Source organism: Paenarthrobacter sp. NPDC058040, from assembly GCF_042885775.1.
GTDB lineage: Bacteria > Actinomycetota > Actinomycetes > Actinomycetales > Micrococcaceae > Arthrobacter.
On record NZ_JBHVRN010000010.1, the window covers coordinates 144,045 to 163,294 of the forward strand.

General features: G+C 59.3%; 18 protein-coding genes. 7 read left to right on the forward strand and 11 right to left on the reverse strand.

The annotated features are described in order from the left end of the window. On the reverse strand, positions 1 to 197 hold a 197-nt coding region (locus ACFVSJ_RS15620), incomplete at its 3' end, for a hypothetical protein (protein WP_387437801.1). Positions 198 to 362: 165 nt separating this feature from the next. On the opposite strand from ACFVSJ_RS15620, the gene ACFVSJ_RS15625 reads away from it, so the two are divergent. From ACFVSJ_RS15625 to ACFVSJ_RS15635, 3 genes are all read left to right on the forward strand, one after another. Next, positions 363 to 2,603 carry a glycosyltransferase gene (locus tag ACFVSJ_RS15625; RefSeq protein WP_387437802.1) on the forward strand — a complete coding sequence of 747 codons (2,241 nt, stop codon included), beginning with the start codon at positions 363 to 365 and terminating at the stop codon, positions 2,601 to 2,603. A gap of 304 nt (positions 2,604 to 2,907) precedes the next feature. Next, positions 2,908 to 3,600 (forward strand): hypothetical protein, encoded by a 693-nt coding sequence (locus ACFVSJ_RS15630; RefSeq protein ID WP_387437803.1) that lies wholly within the window; start codon positions 2,908 to 2,910, stop codon positions 3,598 to 3,600. Between the two features lie 86 nt (positions 3,601 to 3,686). Continuing rightward, a complete protein-coding gene (locus ACFVSJ_RS15635; protein WP_387437804.1) occupies positions 3,687 to 4,247 on the forward strand; it encodes an acyltransferase in 561 nt (186 codons plus the stop codon). Here the strand turns inward: ACFVSJ_RS15635 and ACFVSJ_RS15640 are convergent. The 6 genes from ACFVSJ_RS15640 to ACFVSJ_RS15665 all read right to left on the reverse strand — a co-directional run bounded on the left by ACFVSJ_RS15640 (position 4,237) and on the right by ACFVSJ_RS15665 (position 10,219). Beyond that, on the reverse strand, positions 4,237 to 5,337 hold the full coding sequence (locus ACFVSJ_RS15640; RefSeq protein ID WP_387437806.1) for a hypothetical protein: 1,101 nt from the start codon (positions 5,335 to 5,337) through the stop codon (positions 4,237 to 4,239). The two genes, ACFVSJ_RS15635 and ACFVSJ_RS15640, sit on opposite strands and share 11 nt — an antisense overlap. Before the next feature lie 177 nt (positions 5,338 to 5,514). Beyond that, on the reverse strand, positions 5,515 to 6,669 hold the full coding sequence (gene wecB, locus ACFVSJ_RS15645; RefSeq protein ID WP_387437808.1) for a non-hydrolyzing UDP-N-acetylglucosamine 2-epimerase: 1,155 nt from the start codon (positions 6,667 to 6,669) through the stop codon (positions 5,515 to 5,517). Between the two features lie 89 nt (positions 6,670 to 6,758). Then, the gene (locus ACFVSJ_RS15650; protein WP_387437809.1) at positions 6,759 to 7,133 is read right to left on the reverse strand and encodes a hypothetical protein; all 375 of its coding nucleotides are present in this window, start codon (positions 7,131 to 7,133) and stop codon (positions 6,759 to 6,761) included. A 156-nt stretch (positions 7,134 to 7,289) separates the two neighbouring features. Next, complete coding sequence (locus tag ACFVSJ_RS15655) at positions 7,290 to 8,936, reverse strand: hypothetical protein (protein ID WP_387437810.1); 1,647 nt, start codon at positions 8,934 to 8,936, stop codon at positions 7,290 to 7,292. 195 nt (positions 8,937 to 9,131) lie between these two features. Continuing rightward, positions 9,132 to 9,695, reverse strand: a complete 564-nt coding sequence (locus ACFVSJ_RS15660; protein ID WP_387437811.1) for a YdcF family protein — start codon at positions 9,693 to 9,695, stop codon at positions 9,132 to 9,134. A 59-nt stretch (positions 9,696 to 9,754) separates the two neighbouring features. Next, positions 9,755 to 10,219, reverse strand: coding sequence for an Lrp/AsnC family transcriptional regulator (locus ACFVSJ_RS15665; protein ID WP_387437812.1), 465 nt, complete (start codon positions 10,217 to 10,219; stop codon positions 9,755 to 9,757). A gap of 171 nt (positions 10,220 to 10,390) precedes the next feature. Here ACFVSJ_RS15665 and pdhA point away from each other — a divergent pair, with 171 nt between their 5' ends. Genes pdhA through ACFVSJ_RS15680 form a run of 3 tightly spaced genes read left to right on the forward strand, consistent with a single transcriptional unit; the run spans position 10,391 to position 14,132 of the window. Continuing rightward, positions 10,391 to 11,584, forward strand: a complete 1,194-nt coding sequence (pdhA, locus tag ACFVSJ_RS15670) for a pyruvate dehydrogenase (acetyl-transferring) E1 component subunit alpha (protein ID WP_387437814.1) — start codon at positions 10,391 to 10,393, stop codon at positions 11,582 to 11,584. Further along, positions 11,581 to 12,669, forward strand: coding sequence for an alpha-ketoacid dehydrogenase subunit beta (locus ACFVSJ_RS15675; RefSeq protein ID WP_387437816.1), 1,089 nt, complete (start codon positions 11,581 to 11,583; stop codon positions 12,667 to 12,669). Before pdhA ends, ACFVSJ_RS15675 begins: the two co-directional genes overlap by 4 nt. A 2-nt stretch (positions 12,670 to 12,671) precedes the next feature. Then, positions 12,672 to 14,132, forward strand: coding sequence for a dihydrolipoamide acetyltransferase family protein (locus ACFVSJ_RS15680; protein WP_387437817.1), 1,461 nt, complete (start codon positions 12,672 to 12,674; stop codon positions 14,130 to 14,132). A 31-nt stretch (positions 14,133 to 14,163) separates the two neighbouring features. Here the strand turns inward: ACFVSJ_RS15680 and ACFVSJ_RS15685 are convergent, their stop codons facing one another. After that, positions 14,164 to 14,421 (reverse strand): hypothetical protein, encoded by a 258-nt coding sequence (locus ACFVSJ_RS15685; RefSeq protein WP_387437819.1) that lies wholly within the window; start codon positions 14,419 to 14,421, stop codon positions 14,164 to 14,166. A gap of 308 nt (positions 14,422 to 14,729) precedes the next feature. Here ACFVSJ_RS15685 and ACFVSJ_RS15690 point away from each other — a divergent pair, with 308 nt between their 5' ends. Next, positions 14,730 to 16,931, forward strand: coding sequence for a S8 family serine peptidase (locus ACFVSJ_RS15690; RefSeq protein WP_387437821.1), 2,202 nt, complete (start codon positions 14,730 to 14,732; stop codon positions 16,929 to 16,931). Positions 16,932 to 17,098: 167 nt separating this feature from the next. On the opposite strand, the gene ACFVSJ_RS15695 is transcribed toward ACFVSJ_RS15690, so the two are convergent. The 3 genes from ACFVSJ_RS15695 to ACFVSJ_RS15705 all read right to left on the reverse strand — a co-directional run. Then, positions 17,099 to 17,359 (reverse strand): hypothetical protein, encoded by a 261-nt coding sequence (locus ACFVSJ_RS15695; RefSeq protein WP_387437823.1) that lies wholly within the window; start codon positions 17,357 to 17,359, stop codon positions 17,099 to 17,101. Between the two features lie 555 nt (positions 17,360 to 17,914). Next, a complete protein-coding gene (locus ACFVSJ_RS15700; RefSeq protein WP_387437824.1) occupies positions 17,915 to 18,196 on the reverse strand; it encodes a hypothetical protein in 282 nt (93 codons plus the stop codon). A 66-nt stretch (positions 18,197 to 18,262) separates the two neighbouring features. Then, positions 18,263 to 19,250, reverse strand: a 988-nt coding sequence (locus tag ACFVSJ_RS15705) for a hypothetical protein (protein ID WP_387437826.1), incomplete at its 5' end; no start/stop codon positions are given.

Genomic DNA, 19,250 nt, shown 5'->3' on the forward strand with positions numbered 1-19,250 from the left:
GCAGGTACCAGGTTCTTGTGGGCGAGCATCAGGCTTTGGATGGCAGGTACCAGGTTCTTGTGGGCGAGCATCAGGCTTTGGATGGCAGGTACCAGGTTCTTGTGGGCGAGCATCAGGCTTTGGATGGCAGGTACCAGGCTCTGGAGGGCGACCACCAAGCTTTGGATGGCAGGTACCAGGCTCTGGAGGGCGACCACCAAGCTTTGGAAAGCGAGCACCGTGTTTTGAACGGCAAATACAGTGCGCTAGAGAAGAAGTACCACGCGTTGGCCAATTCCCGGCTCGGTAAGCTAACGCTGCGGTTGTGGCAGCGGAAAACATCAAGGGCAAACGAGACGCAATCGAAAGAGGAGGCCTAACAGATGGCGGAGCAAAGAGAGGGGTATGTTGACGTCGACTACGGCTCCACGATGGTGGTCGATGGTACGGCCCGTGATACCGAGATCCTGGCTCTACGTCGTTTGCTCGGCGAGTCTGAGGCGCCTCAGGTCCACTCCAGGACAGAACTTACCCCAGGTGTCAGCGTAATTATTCCGAGCTACTTGGGCAGCGACCGCATCGCGGTTTGCTTGCAGTCTTTGGTTGAACAAACACTGGACCCGGCATCCTTCGAAGTCATCTTGATTATCAATGGAGCAGACGACGGTACGTACGGTATAGCAACCACGCTTCGGGAAGCTAACCCAGAGCATCAAATCCGGATTCTTTATCAGGTTCGCCCTAGTGCCGGCTCAGCCCGTAACGTGGGAATCGAGGCTGCCCGTTTTGAGTATCTGACGTTTGTTGATGATGACGACTATGTTGGCCCGAAGTTCCTGGAGAGATTGCTCTCTGCGGCATCTCCAAATTGTGTCTCCATTTCTCCGATTGTCAATGTTGATACTCACGGCAACTTGAACGCATCGAACGCCGTAAATGTTCAGATCTCTGCCCGTGGAAACAAGAAGTTTAACTTCAAGTCAGTCAGTACTTTTCTTGGTCTAAACGCCTGCAAACTGATTCCCACAAAAGCAGTCAAGAAGATCAAGTACTCGGAGGATCTCAGAAGCGGCGAGGACGTCTGTTTCATGGCGCGGTTGGCCGTGGAGAACAAGTTTGACGCCGTAGTAGCGACAACCGAAGCTTCAGGCTCGTATTTCCGGATCCTTCGCGATGAGTCAATTTCCCGCCAGCCTCTTAATTTCGACTTCGCAGTTATTCAGCGCCTCGAGGTCATTCAGCTGCTCGAATCCTACAGAAACTGGGAGTCGTCGCCTAACGATGTGTTGCTGAGTGGTTTGATAAAGTCACAAGCCAACTTCATCAAACGCTATCTTGATGAAAATCCCGAGGAAAGACAGCAAGTTATTGAAGCAGTTGATGCATTGAAACTCAAGGACTTCCCTTGGTCTCTCATCAACGCGGGGAACGCTCGCGGTTTAGTCGTCAGCTATTGCTTTGCTCCATACTCGGACACCAGTGCTGTAGTTGCTTCGAAAGCCATTGTGGAACGCGGTCATCTGGTTGACGTCATATACAACAACATGGGATCGGTGCGCAGAAAAGATTCCAATCTGGAGACTATTGCAAGTCGATTCATCGATACTGCTTTCGAGATCGACGCTCCGCCATCATTCGCCGGGTGGAAACAGATCTCTGAGTTTGTGCATAAAGGTTTGGGTGTAGCTGACCGCCGCGATGCATTGATTGGCGGATACGAAACCCTTTATAGCCGGGTTCTTTGGCCCGGCTCACATTTCCTTGCGGCGAAGTTCAAGCTTCAAAACCCTGACGTTGCTTGGACGGCGGAGTTTTCGGATCCGATGAGCACTGATGCCCAAGGCAAGTTTCGGCCTGGTGACCTGATTCGTGACGACTTGTTCGAAGAGTTTGAGCGTGCGGTGGTGTCAAGAGGTTTTGAATCACTGGAAACAAACAGCCTGTTTACTTGGTGCGAGTACGTGACATACATCCTCGCGGATGAGCTGATCTTTACCAATGATAATCAGCTTGAGTACATGTTGAGCTACGTTTCCGACCCGCGCCTGAAGGAACAGATCCAGGCGAAATCTGTAGTGAGGGTGCATCCAACCCCGCCAAGTCGGAGTTACGATCTTCTTCCTGCCCAGTATGAGTTGTCCGACTCCGTAGTGAACGTAGGCTACTTCGGTGCTTTCTACGAGAACCGCGGTCTCATCGAGGTTCTGACTGCGCTGGCAAATTCGTCTGTTGCTGTGCGCAGGAAACTTCGATTGCACGTCTTCACAAATAAGCCTGATGATGTTGTTCGTCAGGTTCAAGAATTTGGCCTAATGGGAATTGTCAAGGCGCAGGGATACCGTCCTTATCTTGAGTTTCTAAACCTAACCACGAAGTTCGACGTACTCCTGGTTAACGACGTTGAACGCACCGGGGAAATGGCGATCAACCCCTTCCTTCCGTCTAAGTATTCTGACTACGTGGGGAGTGGCCAACCAGTTTGGGGCCTACTGGACGAGGGGAGCCCCTTGAGCGCCAAACCTTTGGCCTACACCTCGGCAGTGGGCAACGCTGTCCAAGCTGTGCAAGTACTGGAAGAAATTCTGGAAGATTGGCAAGAAGGAAAAGCTGTAGCTGAGGGTTAGCAGATTCACCAGCCGGAATGGTCGGCTTGCTTCGAGTGCCTTTGCAACGGCATCGAGGCGAGTCGACTTTCATCCCGTTACTAGAGAATGCTTCGTCGATCTCGTTAGCTCGTTCGGAGACGCAGGCCCACGCGCATGATTTCGGCGGCGGAGAGAAAGTGAAGTATGAATGGATAACTGGGACGCTCGCCACAAGGCGCCAATTGTCAGCTGGCCGGACTTGGAGCATCTTCGTGTGGAAGGTCGTCAGAGGCACATTGTGGAACTCTCCGGTCCGGGGGAGACCTACCCGTTGGATTGTCTCGTGGACCCGCGCGACTCGGATGTGCTGATCGTGGCCCTGCATGGCGCGCTCAACAGGGAGGTCTACACGCTCCCGCGCTTCGAGTGGATGGCAACACTCCAGCACCGACCTGAAAGCCTTCTGTTCCTTTCCGACACCGCCCTGCAGGTCCACGACGACTTGAAGCTGGCGTGGTACACCGGAGATTCGTCAGATAATCTCACAGAGAGGTACGGTGCTCTCATTCGAAGCATCGCGGTGCAATGCGGAGCTTCCCGTGTTGTACTTCTGGGTTTTTCCGGCGGTGGCTTTGCGGCCATGGCGATGGCACCGGAGATCGCAGGTTCAATTGCCCTTGCTTTCTCACCACAAGCATCCATCGGTAGTTATTACCGGGTTTTTGCTGAAGCGTATTCGACTGCGCTCTATCCGGAGTACGGCTCTTTTGATGAGGTGGAAGCAGCGTATCCACGCAGGGTGAACCTGACGACTTTATACTCAGACCCGGGAATCGCGACCAATTTTTTCTATGTTCAGAATAGCGGCGACATTCATCATATGAATCAGCATTATTCACCGTTTCGTGAAGTCACTGCTGGACGCCCCGGTGCCCGGTTCGTCATTGAACACGAATCGGATTCGCACTCCGCTCCCTCGAAAGAACGTGTGAACCAGATGCTGGACGAATGTCTTGCACTTCAGATCATCGCCTAGCCCTCGTGGACTGATGCTGCCTGGCGGTATTGGGAACTGAAGGTCCTTCATACTCTCCTGATGAACTCTACGAACGGAGTCACACATTGCAAGAACTTGAACTCGAGATATCCCGTCTCAAGAGACAGATCGATGAGCTCCATAAAAAGGTGCGGGCCATCTCGCCGAGAAAAGAAGCTTGGTTGCCCCCGGATACGTCGGTGGGCGATAACTGCACGATTGCTCCGACTGTTCAGTTCATGTCCGGCGAGGATCGACCGATTCGGATTGGCGACCGAACGAACATATATCGTGGAACTGAAATTACCGGGCCAGTCACGATCGGTAGCGGATGCTTGGTAAATCGAGACGGCTACCTGCGGAGCAACACAACGCTCGGCGACAATGTCATGGTTGGTCCGTTTACTCGGTTTGTGACTGATTCCCATGAAATTGGTCCATCCTCGAAACGCGGTGGGGCCAACAAGTGGCCACCCATCACCGTTGGTGATGGCACCTGGATTGGTGCCAGCGTCACAATTCTGGGAGGAGTCACCATCGGGAAAGGTTGCATCATTGCGGCCGGCGCCGTAGTGACCGCTGATATTCCTGATAACTCTCTCGCTGGCGGAGTACCAGCAAAAGTCATCCGAAAGCTCAGTGATTAGCTTCTGCCGATGATTTAGTAATCTTCAGGCTGGTATTCAGGTGGATATCGGACAGGAAGCCTGCGAATGTGGCTGCTTTGCGGTACAGAGATGTGACAGGCGTCCGGCCGTTGTTCTGCAGCGGTCTCGGTCGGAGAGTCTCGACTCCAGCCTCTGTAATCCCTTGCTCAACCCCCAGCAGACGTTTGCGTACGTAGTCCTGTGCATAGGGTGAATACGGAAATTGCGCGAACGCCAGAGGGATCTCCCAAACGTTTGCCCAGTCGCGGGACCACGAGGGAGCCTCAGAATCATCGGTGGGGCCCTCCGGGAGGTTCTTAGCCACTGTTTTGAGGGCGGTCGACAGTATGTTCGACCATTCGGCTCGAAGGCCTGGGTCGAGCGTGCGTCCAATGGGCATCCCGAACGCAATAATTGTCGCTTGGTAAGCAAGGCTCGGTCCCACTGCCACTTTGCCATCCCAGGTCTCGGCGTAAGGCCACCAGCCTTCGTTCCATTCACCAAATCTGTTTTTGATGTGGTCGACCACAAGTCGAATCTGGTGGAGGAAGCGATCGTCACCAGTGAGTTCGAATGCTCGGGACAAGGTTAGCGAGGCGTAAACATCGCCGTTTAAAACGTCGACATGTCTAGCCTGTGAACTCTTGTAAATCGCTCCTGGATTCTCCAGTGAAACTTGTGTAAGTACATACCCCGCGTTGGCGATGAGAGCATCTTTGGCGGCCAGGCTGTTAGTTATCTGATGGACATAGTAAAGCGCGTTGGCTGCAGCGCCAATTTCGGCAATGTCCTGAAGATCCGGCGAGTCGACGGGCTGATTATAGCTGCTGGAGAAAGATCCATTTGGGTTCTGGCGTCGACGCACGTTTTCTGCGAGAAGCAGGGCGACACGGTCATTGCGGTTGTCGTTCAAGAGATGGTCGAGTGCGAATAACGCGGCAACTTGAATTTGTGTACAACATGTGGCGGGTAGCCCTGTATCAGGGTCAACAATCATATAAGAATTGGAGTCATCGACTGGGGCTCGAAGTGAATCGAAGTAGGCGACCAGAGGCGCGACGATTCGCCTGAGGCTTTCAGGCTCAATCAAGGTACTCCGAAAGTCGATCAAATCTTACACGCCCCTTGCAGATGGTTCTCTATCAGATCCCGTTCATGCTAGCAGTCGGTGAAGAGCAGCAGCGCCGCTACGTGATTCGTGGCGACGCTGCTGCTGTTTCGAGACTTGTGATCTGAGCCCTTCGGCGCGATTCAGTGACGGTTGTTTTTAGCCCAGGCCGGGAACATCGAACTCATCAGCGCGTGTGCCAACTCCCAAGAGTTGGGCAACCGCCGCAACGGTTCGCTCCGCGGCCTTTCCATCGCCGTACGGGTTGACGGCGTTCGCCATGGCGTCGAAGGCGTCTTGCTGGTTCAGGAGTCGATCGACTTCTTTAACGATCGTTTCTTCGTCAGTTCCGATCAAGGAGACCGTCCCGGCTGTGACAGCCTCGGGGCGTTCCGTGTTGTCACGCATCACCAGGACAGGCTTGCCCAAGCTAGGAGCTTCTTCTTGCACTCCACCCGAGTCCGTGAGGACGATGTGGGCGAGTGAGAGCATCCGAGTGAATTCTCCGTACGCAAGCGGTTCGGTAACAACCACATTGGACTTACCCTCAAGCGCAGGGAGGACTGCTTCGCGTACAACCGGGTTCTTGTGTGCCGGCAAGACGATGACCAAGTCCGGTTCAGCCTCTGCGATACGGGCGAGGGCCCGGCCGACTCCGCGCATTGCGTCGCCTTGGTTCTCGCGGCGGTGGGTGGTCACAAGGAGGATCCGGCGACCGCTGGACGCGAGTTCTTCCAGCTGCGGGTCGCTGAATGGCAACTGCTTGTCGACGGTGGTCAGGAGCGCGTCGATCACGGAGTTGCCGGTAACCACGATGTCTTCGTCGGCGATGCCTTCAGCCAAGAGATTGGCTTTGCTGGTGCTGGTCGGCGCCAAGTGGAGGCTGGCGATCTGGCTGGTGATTTTGCGGTTGGCTTCTTCGGGGAATGGGGAGAACAGGTCTCCGCTTCGGAGGCCAGCCTCGACGTGGACCACCGGAATGCCATGGTAAAAAGCTGCAATTGCCCCGGCCGTCGACGTGGTGGTGTCGCCCTGCACAATCACTGCGTCGGGTTTCTTTTCAGCGAACAACTTGTCCAGACCGTCGATGGTCCTGGTCATAATGGCCGAGAGCGATTGGCGTTGCTGAAGAATATTGAGGTCGTGGTCGGGCTTGATCCCGAAGAGTTCGTTGACTTGGTCGAGCATCTCGCGGTGCTGACCTGTGACGGTCACGATGCAGTCGAAATCCGCCGACTCTTGGAAGGCGCTGACGATTGGAGCCATCTTGATGGCTTCCGGACGTGTGCCGAAGATAGGCATGACGCTGGGCATGGATTTCCCCCGGGAGTTATGTGAGTGACTTCCCGATGCTATCGCACGTCCTGAGTTGGCCCTCAATTGCGTAGCCGGCGTAGTCCCGCTCAGCGGACAAAAATCAACGCCAGCGCCAACAGCGGAATGCTGACTGAGACAAGAATCACCAGTGCTAAGGCAACGCGACGCTTCTGCCGGAGCGTAAGTTCCCGGTGAGTTTGCTCAAGAGGGCGTACGTCTGCGACGGGTTCGACGGCTGTTTGTTTGGTGCTGGCGCTGGAGCTGACATCGGCAGCGGCTTCTGTCACGGGGAAGGGAGAGGCGCCGGCCTGGGGCTGGTAGCCCGCCATACGACTGGTGCGCGTTTCCCCCCGGAAACGGCGCTTGCGTAGATGGCGAGGTGCTGGCGACGGGGCTACCGGCGGGTGGGCAGATTCAGCCACTCGTACCTCCTCGGCTACCTGCAGTTGAACTATGGCCACGCTCCAATTCTTGCATTTGATCTGTCGGTCGCAACATTCTGACGACTCGACGGCGGCGGTTTCCATACGTTCGAGGCCGCTGTGAAGGCTTGCCGTTTGGTGCTGACGCACGAGAAGGCGGCCCGGGCTTCGGGCCGCCTTTCCGTGAACGTGCCGCTAACCGCGGTCAGAATAGAGCGCGTCGTTCTTGACCCCGGAGCCGTTCGTCACATCGATGAAGTAGTTTCGACCTGGGGCGAGCGAAGTGCTGCCTACATTGGCCACCACAGACTCCATACGCGGGTTGATTCCCTGTTGTTGGCCGTAACTGGGGTTGTAGTTTGTTGCCGGAACGGTCTTATCGAAGACCCTGCCCGAGGTGTCGCTCCATTTCACTTGGACGGTTCCACCGCTCAGGTTGAAGCCCGTTACGAGGACGTTGCCGCCGTTGAAAATTGAGTCGGTGATGACGGGCGTCATGTTGCCGGATTTCAGCCTCTCCACCATGGGAGGGTAGGTCCCAGCGCATGTGAAGTAGGGATCCCACATGAACGAAATCACCTTCGTGTTCGTGTTTCCCAATTGCTGGAGTTGCTTGTCGATTCGGGCTTTCGTGGACTGACCCCTGGTGCTTCCGTCGCAGGGGTTCTGACTCGTGGCCGGTGCCATGCCTTCCAGGTTGGCCCATAGCTCTGCTCCGGTGCCGTCGACTCCTTCCGCCAGTGCCCAGAAATAGTCGCGCGTAGGAGCCAAGTATTTGCTGCCCCAGGATCCACTGCCAACAATCGATGCTGCGTACTGGTCCACGTTGTTGGTGCTCTCGCTGCCAAAGAAAGATCCACCTTTGCCCGTTCCCATACCGTCTTGAACGGCAATTGAGAGATGTACGGCGCCCGCAGTGTTAGCGATCTTTTCTACAGCGTTTCGTGCCTGATCTACCGTTACCCGTCCACCAAAGGACGATCGGGAGTCGATGTAAGGGCTGACGACAGCTGCCCGGCCTGGTTGGTACTGGGCAATGCGGGCATTCTGCATGCGGTAGAGGGTAAGAACAGGATCCCAAACCGTCCCATCGCTGAGTGGCATCTCTGTGTGGTGGTAGAAACCGGCCAGCCCGGCAACATTGTTTACCTTGCCCTGGTAGATCAAGAATCGGGCTGTGAAAACAGACAACGTAGCTTGGTAAGACAGATCTGGCAGATAGGTGATATCCGTCCGATTAATTGGAGCCGGCAAGCCCGCGTAATACTTCATGCCCAGACTGGTGGCCGCCTTTCCCAACGACACAGACATGGAGGAGGCTGTCCCACCACTGATCACGACTACGTCATAGCTTCCGCTGGGCGAAGTGCAACCGCTCCCCTCTGAGGGGAGCACCATGACGGTGTAGGTGGTCGTTCCGCTGGTGACGGTTCTGTCGCGGGCGCACAGGATGGCGGGCGATCCCCAGGTGTTGCCGTCGGAATAGGTGAAGTACCGCTTTACTTTGACGCCGGAAGCAGCTGCCGTAGCGCAATTTACGCCGGAAATGGTGCAGGCGGCAGGGATATCAGCGAGTGCTGCAGGTCTGAGTCGGGAACCAAATGTGATGACTGTGTCTCCACCAACGGACTTAATGTCGCTGAGCTTCTGCGTGTTCGCTGCGTCGCTGGTGCTTCCGTAGATGAAGTATCCGCTGATGGGATAGACAGGCGCAGGTGCCGCAGTGGCGCTGGGTACTTGAAGAAATCCAAATATGAGGAGGGACGCGGCGAGCAGGCTCGAAGCGAGGTGCCTGAAGCGGCGGGGAGGAGGGCCGAATGGGTTGGAACCGATTCTTTCCACGGGTGATCCTTGGGCTCGTAGGGTGAGACCTTGGACCTATGGGAAAAGAATGCCCGGGGGACATGCCAAACTCAATGCCTTGACGGAATCCTTCAAGAGCCGGGAAATTCAATTGAGAGTTCGTAAAGAATTCGATGCCAGTTTTACGCGAGTTGTCGTGTGGTGACTGATGGCGTCAAGAGTGCGGCCCCAGGATCAACACTCCGGCCGCATCCACACATCAATCAGGCCACCAGTTTCGACAGCAAAACGGTCGAGCCATGCGCCCGCCGAAAGCTCAGGCTCGGATCCAACCATCTGAACATCGATGGACGTGCATTGCCGCATCAAAGTGCCCGCCCGCATCAGGTGGTAGTCCGAGGTGACCACCGTGATGGATTTCCAGCCATTATCCGCTGCAAGTTTGGCCACGGCATCCGTTTCGCCGCGCGTATTCAGCGGATCAGGTCGGAAACACAACAAGCCCGGGTCGTCGGCATTCTCCTGGCACAGCGCATCGCCTTCCGCATTGCCCGAGAGCCCCGTGGTGGAGACAACCAGGACGGGTATGTCCAAGGACTGTTGGAGGTCCTCGGCCACAGGCAATCGTTCCCGGCTCAAGCCGCCGAGAACCACGATCGCGTCGGTGTGGTGCGGAGTAGCTTGCGGAGGGAGAGCAAAGAACTGGATCGCGAGAAGGAGCCACACCGCAAAGCCCGCCACAAGGGTGACAAGCGCCCGCAAAGCGACGCGCGGGAGGAAGGCGGTTTTGGTGGGCACGGGGACAGTTTATGGTTCAAAACTGGACGATTCCGACGCGCCCAGCCACGGTGGCGAAACTACCGCGTATCAACATCCTCAAAAACAAGGAAAGTCTGCGTATCCAGCACGCCGTCCATGGACTGAAGTTGGTCGAAGATCACACGGCGCAGGTGGATGTTGTCCGTGGCCCGCACCAACAAGATGACGTCGAAGTCCCCACCCACCAGGGCGATGTGGTGTACCTCCGGGATGGCGCGCAACTGCTCCTTGAGTTCCCGCCACGAATGCTGCTGGACCTTCAGTGTCACGTAAGCCGAGGATCGAAGACCGGCCTTGATCGGGTCCACCAAAGCCGTGAACTTGGTCAGGACGCCTTCTCCGGTCAACCGGGCCAATCGCGAATAAGCATGGGCGCGGCTGATGTGGACGTTCTCCGCAACCTGAGTGATGGACATTCGGCCGTCCGTGGTGAGCTCCCGAATGATGTCCCGATCAACGCTGTCCAGGGGGACGGCGGTTTGCTCAGCCTCGCTCTCGCTCAAAGCAAACTCCAATTCGTCTACAGCATGGGTAGTTACCCAGCTCACAGTGACAATTCGTCTTTCAGGATAGCCACAATTTCAAAGCTCTTCCATGATTTTTGGCAAAGCTGGATACGAAACATCTGCCGGGAACATACTGGAAGCACATAGTGGCTAGAGAAGGACGGACCAATGACGATCCATGCAGACCACTCTGCGCCGGAAACGGCGGCGGAGGACCAGGCTGCTGACGTTCGGAGAAAATTCGGCATCAGCGTTGAGGACTACATGCTGCCCGCCCGGCATCAAATCCAGATGGTCAATCCGGACGGCTCCTTGCGGTCCAAGGAAGACCAAGGCACGGAACCTGGCCACGAGTACCCCACGCCCGGCGATGCTGAACTCTTGGCAGCCTATGAGCGGCTCGTCATCGGACGTCGAGTCAATGACCAGAACTCTGCCCTGGTACGGCAGGGTCGCATGGCCGTCTACCCCTCGAGCCACGGCCAGGAGGCCTGCCAGGTTGCGGCGGCCATGTGCCTCGGCGAAGGTGACTGGCTCTTCCCTACATACCGCGACGCTGTCGCAGTCATGACGCGTGGAGTCGATCCCGTTGAGACGATGACCATTTTCCGCGGCGACTGGCACGGCGGCTACGACCCCAAGGAACACCACGTCGGAATCCAGTGCACGCCGCTGACCACCCAACTGCTCCACGCCGTCGGCGTCGCCCACGCCGCAAAGCTCCGCGGCGAGGACACCGTAGTCATGGCCATGTGCGGCGACGGTGCCACCAGCGAGGGTGACTTCCACGAAGCCCTCAACTTCGCTGCAGTCTTCCACCTGCCAGTCATCTTCTTCGTACAGAACAACAAATACGCCATCTCGGTTCCTCTCAGCCACCAATCCGTGGCTCCTTCGCTGGCGCACAAAGCGGTCGGTTACGGCATGGCAGGCGAACGTGTGGACGGCAATGACCTCGTCGCGCTGCTCGCCGTCATGGACCGCGCCGTGAAGCTGGCCCGCGAAGGTTCAGGTCCGCTGCTGATCGAAGCCCACACCTACCGCATGCAGGCCCACACCAATGCAGACGACGCCACACGCTACCGCCCTGACAGCGAGGTTGCCGAGTGGCAGGCCAAGGATCCGCTGACCCGCATGAAGGCCTACCTCACGGACAAGGGCCTCCTCGACGACGAGGGCGGCAACAGGATCGCCGAGCACGCGGAAGCCGTCGCCACCCAGCTCCGTGAAGGCCTGGGCGAAGACGTCCCGGTCCAGCCCCAGGACCTCTTCAAGTACGTCTTCTCCAAGCAAACCCCGCAACTCAAAGAGCAGTCTGAACTGCTCGCCGGCGAACTCGCACGAGAGGAGAGCACAAAATGACCGTCACCACCTCAGTCAACGGAAACGTCAGTGCCGCGACGGCCAGTGCCGCCGCGTCGGCTGCCGCCACAGCAGAATCGACCGGGCCGCAGTCCATCACTATGGCCAAAGCACTCAACACGGCCATGGCTGATGCCATGCGTGCCGATTCTTCGGTGCTCGTGTTCGGTGAAGACGTCGGAATGCTCGGCGGCGTCTTCCGCATCACCGACGGCCTCATGGCCGAATTCGGCGAGCAGCGCTGCTTCGACACGCCGCTGGCCGAGTCCGGCATCGTCGGCATGGCAGTGGGCATGGCCATCAACGGCATGAGGCCCGTCATCGAGATGCAGTTCGACGCCTTTGCCTACCCGGCCTTCGAACAGATCGTTAGCCACGTCGCCAAGATGCACAACCGCACCAAGGGCCGGCTCAAGATGCCCATGGTCATCCGGGTACCGTACGCCGGCGGCATCGGGGGAGTGGAACACCACTGCGACTCCTCCGAGTCCTACTACGCACACACTGCCGGCTTGAAGGTTTACACGCCCGCTACCGTCGCTGACGGGTACCGCATGCTGCGCGAAGCCATCGACTCCGACGATCCCGTCATGTTCATGGAGCCCAAGAAGCTCTACTGGTCCAAGGACCAGGTGGACCTTGAGGCCCTGCGCGCAGAGCACGACGCCGGAACCTCCACCGAGGGCCGCGCCGCCGTCGCACGTCCCGGCACGGACGCGACGCTCATCGCTTATGGCCCGTCCGTTCCCACTGCGCTCGCAGCTGCCGCTGCGGCCGCAGAAGAAGGCCGCTCGCTGGAAGTCATCGACGTACGGACCATCGTCCCGTTCGACGACGAGACCGTCTGTGCGTCGGTCCGCAAGACGGGACGCGCCGTCGTGATCGCCGAAGCCCATGGCTTTGCCTCGGTCTCTTCTGAGATCGTGGCCCGGGTCCAGGAGCGCGCATTCCACTACCTGGCGGCGCCGATCCGCCGCGTGACTGGCTTCGACGTGCCGTTCCCGTCACCCAAGTTGGAGCATTACTACTTGCCCAGCGTCGACCGAATCCTCGACGCCGTCGACGACCTTCAATGGGAGGACTGATCATGAGCTCAGATATGCAGGTTTTCCTTTTGCCGGACCTGGGGGAGGGCCTCACCGAGGCCGAACTCGTGAACTGGCTGGTGGCTGTGGGCGACGAGGTCAAGGTCGACCAGCCCATCGCGGAAGTCGAGACCGCCAAGTCCATGGTTGAGGTGCCTTCGCCTTACGCCGGCACGGTCGCCGAGCTGCATGGCCAGGCAGGCGAAACGCTCGACGTCGGCAAGCCACTGATCTCGATCGCCCGCGCAGGTGCCGCTCCGGTTGCGCCCGAGGCTCCTGCTGGCACGGAAGATCCCGTTTCCACGGGTGTCGTCGCCCCGGCCGAGGTGTCCGCCGCAGCCGAGACGTACCGGACCGAGGAGAAGGCGGGCTCAGGCAACGTCCTCATCGGCTACGGAACGCCTGGTGGCGCGACCGCTGGCCGCACCCGCCCGCGGAAGGCGAGTCTCGCCGTCGTCGATTCCGTTCCGGAGGCGCAGGCAGCTCCCGCTGCGGTGCTGGAACCCGCAGTTGCAGGTACACGGATCCCCGGAAAGCTCAGCGCCGTCATCTCGCCGCTCGTGCGGAAAATGGCGCGGGACCACGGTGTCTCACTGGACTCCATTGAGGGTTCGGGCAGTAGCGGATTGATCATGCGCAAGGATGTGGAGGCGGCTATTGCCTCTCCGGAAGCACTTGCCGAGGCGGTCCCGGTTTCGGCCCAGGCGCCTGCCGTGCCTGCCGCTGTTGAGGGGGAACTCGATTCCCGGACTGGCCTTGCTGTTTCAGCCCGCACGCCGGTTCGCGGCGTTCGCAAGGCGGTCGCTGCGAACATGGCCAAGAGCCGTTCGGAGATCCCGGAAGCTACTGTCTGGGTGGACGTGGATGCCACTGCGTTGCTGGAGATGCGTGCGGAACTGAAGAAGCGCTCGCCACACGATACGCCCGGGCTCTTGGCCTTCATTGCCCGTTTTGTCACGGCTGGGTTAAAAAAATACCCGGCGCTCAATACGCGCTTCGAAACCGTGGCCGACGGGTCACAGGAGATCGTTGGATTCGACGGAATCAACCTTGGTTTTGCCGCTCAAACTGATCGCGGCTTGGTTGTTCCCTCCGTGCGCAACGCGCATCAGCTGAGTGCCCGCGAACTGGACACAGAGATCAGGCGACTCACCGCCGTCGCGCGCGACGGCAAAGCGACCCCCACGGAACTGGGCTCGGGCACCTTCACACTGAACAACTATGGGGTGTTCGGCGTGGACGGCTCGGCAGCGATCATCAACTACCCGGAAGTGGCGATGCTTGGCGTTGGTCGCATCATCGACAAGCCCTGGGTGTTGAACGGTGAGCTCGCCGTCCGCAAAGTCACGGAGCTGACTCTGGCCTTCGATCACCGTGTCTGCGACGGCGAAACGGCCGCTGGATTCCTCCGGTACGTGGCCGACTGCATGGAGAACCCGGGCGGTGCGCTGGCGGATATGTAGGCCTCGGAGCCGGCGCCAATTGGCGCCGGCTCTACCTATGGCCTGCGGTGGCCAGCCCCCTTGTGAGCGCCTTGAACCGCTCGGCTGCTTCGGCCCGCTTGTCGATTGGACTGCCCGAGAACAGTCCGCGGTGAAGGCCGCTAACAAATTTGTCCAACTCGAGCTGATGAACCTTCTTCAGCAGTTTGGTTCGTTCTTGATCGTCAAGCAGGCCCGCGATGTGCCTGCCGAACAACTCGCTGCGAATTAGTTCCAAATCGAAGTCATAAGAGGTGAGCAGGTCGTTCAATATGATTGAACCAGAGTCTTTGTTGAACAAACTTGCCGGAATGCGTTCAATCAGGCAGCGGGTTCAATGCAACTGAACAAAGCATCCGACAGAACGTACGATGGGCATCCGGATGCTGTCCATTCAGAACCTCAACCACTTCTGGTTGGGGTTGTGTTGCTTTTATCCAATGACTCGTCATAAAGCCGCGCCACTTGTAATGCAAGTCAAATCTCGGTTTACAATCTCGTGGGGGTCAGCTGGTGGTCTCCAGTTGCCCGCGATCAGCCCGGCTGGGTTCCTCGCGATGTCCCAAGGATGCCGACATCATGATCTTGAAATCCCGAGCGCAGTCTTTGAAGACCATTGGAGCGCTGACGGCCACATTACTTATCAGCGGAGGGCTTGCTGTGCAGCCGGCCGCAGCCGGAGAGAACGACGTTCTTCCCGGCGGCCCGCGGGTCCATCAGTCCTCGCCTGAGACAAGTACGGACCAGTTCATCATCGGCCTCAAGGACAACACAGTCCAAGCCGCCCAAGCGGCAGTGGAGGATGCGGCCGATAAAGCGGCCTCAAAACTGGGGGTGGCGGCCAAGAGCGTCCGCGACACTGCCACTGGCGGGCACGTGGTCAAGCTCGACGAAGCGCTTTCTGCGACAGACGCCGAGAAGTTCGCGCAATCGCTGCGCCTGGAGCCGAATGTCGCGTACGCCGAACCTGATGCCGTGATGCACATCGCCGCGACGCCCAATGACAGCTTCTTCAATGATCAGTGGGATCTGTGGGAGAGCCAGGGAAGCATCCGGACTCCGGGCGCATGGGATTACACCCGTGGCGAGGGAGTGGTGGTTGCCGTCGTGGACACGGGGATCACCAAGCACCCCGATCTCGATGCAAACGTGCTCCCGGGATACGACATGATTGCCACTGCAGTGGACGGCCGCGATGGCGATGGCCGGGATCCCGATCCGACCGACATGGGTGACTGGGCCCCTGCCGGTGAATGCGCCGCGGGCAGTCCCGCAGAGAATTCTTCCTGGCACGGCACCCACGTGGCCGGCACCATCGCCGCCGTCGGAAATAACAACCGCGGCATCAGCGGCGTGGCGCCTGGAGCGAAGATCCTCCCCGTCAGGGCAATGACTTTCTGTGGTGGCTACACATCTGACATCGCCGATTCCATTATCTGGGCTGCTGGCGGCGTAGTGAGCGGCGTTCCCGTCAATCCCAACCCGGCGAAGGTCATCAACCTGAGCTTGGGTGGTGTCAAAGCCTGCTCCGCCACGTACCAGAACGCCATCAACTTCGCCCACAATGCCGGTGCTGTTGTGGTGGTGGCCGCTGGAAATTCCGACCAGCCCGCAGCTGATGTGAGTCCGGCAAACTGCCAGAACGTTGTTGCGGTTGCGGCCAGCACCAGGGCTGGCGCTCGGGCCGACTATTCCAATTACGGCAGCACCGTGGATGTCACTGCTCCCGGTGGCGACATGACAACCAATGTGCAGGACGGAATCCTCTCCACCTTCAATTCGGGTGCCACCACACAAGGAGAGCCCGGCTATGCCTGGGCGGAGGGAACATCCATGGCCGCGCCGCACGTCTCTGGCGTCGCGGCCCTTCTGTTCTCTGCTGAAGGTGGTTCATTGACTCCCTCTGCCCTGGAGCAGCGGTTGAAGGACACCGCCAGGCCGCTTCCGGGAGGTTGTTCCAAAGGATGCGGAGCTGGACTGGTCAATGCCACGGCTGCCCTGGCTAACGCCGTCAAGTCCACCCGGGTCAAGATCACGGACTTCAACGGGGACGGTAAGTCGGATGTTCTCGCGCGGGACACTAACGGTGTTCTCTGGCTGTACCCGGGCAATGGTGCAGGTGGTTGGCTTCCTGCCAAGCAGGTTGGTTCCGGCTGGAACGTGATGACAGCCATCGAATCCGTCGGTGACTTCAACGGCGATGGCAAGGCCGACGTTATTGCCCGCGACACGAAGGGCGTGCTGTGGCTGTACCCGGGCAACGGCACCGGTGGCTGGCTCGCGGCGAAGCAGATTGGTTCCGGCTGGAACGTGATGACGGCCATCGAGGCTCCGGGTGACTTCAACGGGGATGGGAAGGCAGACGTTATGGCCCGGGACGGCAACGGCGTGCTGTGGCTGTACCCGGGCAACGGCGCCGGTGGCTGGCTCGCGGCGAAGCAGATCGGGTCCGGCTGGAACGTCATGACCGCAATTGACGGTCCGGGCGACTTTGACGGAGATGGCAAGGCTGATGTCCTGGCGCGGAATTCGTCGGGCGGCTTGCTCCTTTACCCAGGGAATGGTTCGGGCGGTTGGTTGGCTGCCAAGCAGATCGGTTGGGGTTGGGGCGGCATGAATGCCATCGAAGGTCCAGGAGATTTTGACGGCGATGGCGCAGTGGACCTCCTCGCCCGCAACGGGGCCGGAGGCTTGGTGTTGTACCCGGGCAATGGTGCAGGTGGGTTTTTCCCCGCCCGCCAAGTGGGTTCGGGCTGGCAGGTAATGAGTATCTTGCTTTAGCCGTCAGGTAGTACAAATATCGCGGGCGCTCTCTATCTATTTCGTTTCAGGGGCGCTTCTGCATCAAGGGCCACGATCACTTTGATCGTGGCCCTTTTGGTTTCCTTGGTGACTTCCATCACATTTTGATAGATCGGCGACAGGATCCTTCGGCCGGTTCTACCTGTTCAACGGTTGAGCCCTCGACAGCGGCGGTTCAGCTGCGCGTGCACGTCGCCGACCATCTCCCGGAGATGTGGACGCGAGAGTTGCAACTCATCAAAACCGAAGGAAATCATGATCAGAAGATTCGCCGCGGCTTTTGCTGCGACCACCATACTGGCGACGGGGGTGTTTGCAGCACAACTGGCGCTTCCATCGCCGGCTTCGGCAGTAGCGCCGCCGGTCGCTGCCTCAGCTTTCGATGCGCCGGCCTGTCCAGGTGCCACTGACAACGCACCAGACACTACGATCGACGGCGCCTACTTGGATGACTACAACCAAGGTCTAGTGGTGCCGCTTTACAACCTCGACGGCGACCCTGCTGGCGGTACTGCACTGCCACCGTTGTGCGGTGTCCGGTACGCTACAGAGGCCGAAGGTGGGCCTGTGGGCGGTGGCCCAATCAGTGCATGGATGTTCTGCACAGACCGTGATCTGCATGCATGCCACGACGGGCGACCCCTCGACGAAGATCTCGAGAAGAACGCTGACATGACGGACGCACAGCGCCGCCAGTTCGCATACATCGTGCAGCACGGTTTCCAGTACGTGACCGGCGACGGTGCAGTAAACAAATTCGTAACCTCCGACTCGAACTCGACGGATCGATACCGGCTGCAGATGTTGGCTTGGTGTGTTGCTGACTTTGCTCAGCTGACTTCGGCCCAGCAGGCAACCTGCGTGGCCAGCAAGCTCGGCCCTGGCGACATCGATGAGACACTCGGCTTCCTGGCCCAGGCCTACACGCCGGAGTTGTCCATCGATCCCACCTCGTCGGGTCCTTATGACGTTGGAACGCAAGCCAAGGTCACCTTGAACACCAACGTAGTGAAGACGCCGATCGAGCTGAGCAGCGGCAATGGCTCCGTCCAGCTGTGCGCCGGCGAGTCTGATGCCACGTTGAATGGCAGCACCTTGACGGTCAACGAACCCGCGGCAGTCGGAGACATGGTGGCAGTTGACCTCTGCGTCACCGCGAGTCTGGCCGGCTCGGTATCGGTGGACGCCTCAGTGCTGCCCACTACGGATGCCACCCTGAACTGGTTCCACAACGGTGACGCCACTTGCCAGGTATACGCGGTCTTCACTCGCGTTGAAGCCCAGGTGATCAACGCGTCGGCTGATATTTCCTACGAAGAGACGCCTTCGCCGAGCCCGACCCCGTCTGAGACGCCGTCGCCTTCCGAGACCCCGACCCCGTCGGAAACCCCGACCCCGTCGGAAACTCCGTCTGAGACCCCGACCCCGTCTGAGACTCCTTCGGAGACGCCGACCCCGTCTGAGACTCCGACCCCGTCGGAAACTCCGTCGCCGTCGGAGACCCCGTCCCCGTCTGAGACGCCGACCCCGTCGGAGACCCCGTCGCCGTCGGAGACTCCGTCCCCGTCGGAAACTCCGTCGCCGTCGGAGACTCCGTCCCCGTCGGAGACCCCGTCGCCGTCGGAGACTCCGTCCCCGTCGGAGACCCCGTCGCCGTCGGAGACTCCGTCCCCGTCTGAGACGCCGTCGCCGTCGGAGACTCCGTCCCCGTCTGAGACGCCGTCGCCGTCGGAGACTCCGTCCCCGTCTGTGACGCCGTCGCCTTCGGAGACTCCGTCCCCGTCTGTGACGCCGTCGCCTTCGGAGACCCCGTCCCCGTCGGAGACCCCGTCGCCGTCTGTGACGCCGTCGCCTTCGGATACCCCGGCGCCGTCGGAAACCCCTTCGGAGACCCCGTCTGTGACGCCGTCGCCTTCGGATACCCCGGCGCCGTCGGAAACCCCTTCGGAGACCCCGTCTGTGACGCCGTCGCCTTCGGAGACCCCGTCGCCTTCGGAGACCCCGTCGCCTTCGGAGACCCCGACCCCTTCGGAGACCCCGTCGCCGTCTGTGACGCCGTCGCCGTCTGTGACGCCGTCGCCGTCTGTGACGCCGTCGCCTTCGGAGACCCCGTCGCCGTCTGTGACGCCGTCGCCTTCGGAGACCCCGACCCCTTCGGAGACCCCGTCGCCGTCTGTGACGCCGTCGCCTTCGGATACCCCGACGCCGTCGGAAACCCCTTCGGAGACCCCGTCTGTGACGCCGTCGCCTTCGGATACCCCGGCGCCGTCGGAAACCCCTTCGGAGACCCCGTCTGTG

What these genes read in the sequence shown, in the direction of transcription:
- pdhA (WP_387437814.1), top strand. Translation starts at nt 10,391, where the DNA reads ATGACGATCCATGCAGACCACTCTGCGCCGGAAACGGCGGCGGAGGAC.
- wecB (WP_387437808.1), bottom strand. Translation starts at nt 6,669, where the DNA reads ATGCCCAGCGTCATGCCTATCTTCGGCACACGTCCGGAAGCCATCAAG.
- ACFVSJ_RS15625 (WP_387437802.1), top strand. Translation starts at nt 363, where the DNA reads ATGGCGGAGCAAAGAGAGGGGTATGTTGACGTCGACTACGGCTCCACG.
- ACFVSJ_RS15675 (WP_387437816.1), top strand. Translation starts at nt 11,581, where the DNA reads ATGACCGTCACCACCTCAGTCAACGGAAACGTCAGTGCCGCGACGGCC.
- ACFVSJ_RS15680 (WP_387437817.1), top strand. Translation starts at nt 12,672, where the DNA reads ATGAGCTCAGATATGCAGGTTTTCCTTTTGCCGGACCTGGGGGAGGGC.
- ACFVSJ_RS15690 (WP_387437821.1), top strand. Translation starts at nt 14,730, where the DNA reads ATGATCTTGAAATCCCGAGCGCAGTCTTTGAAGACCATTGGAGCGCTG.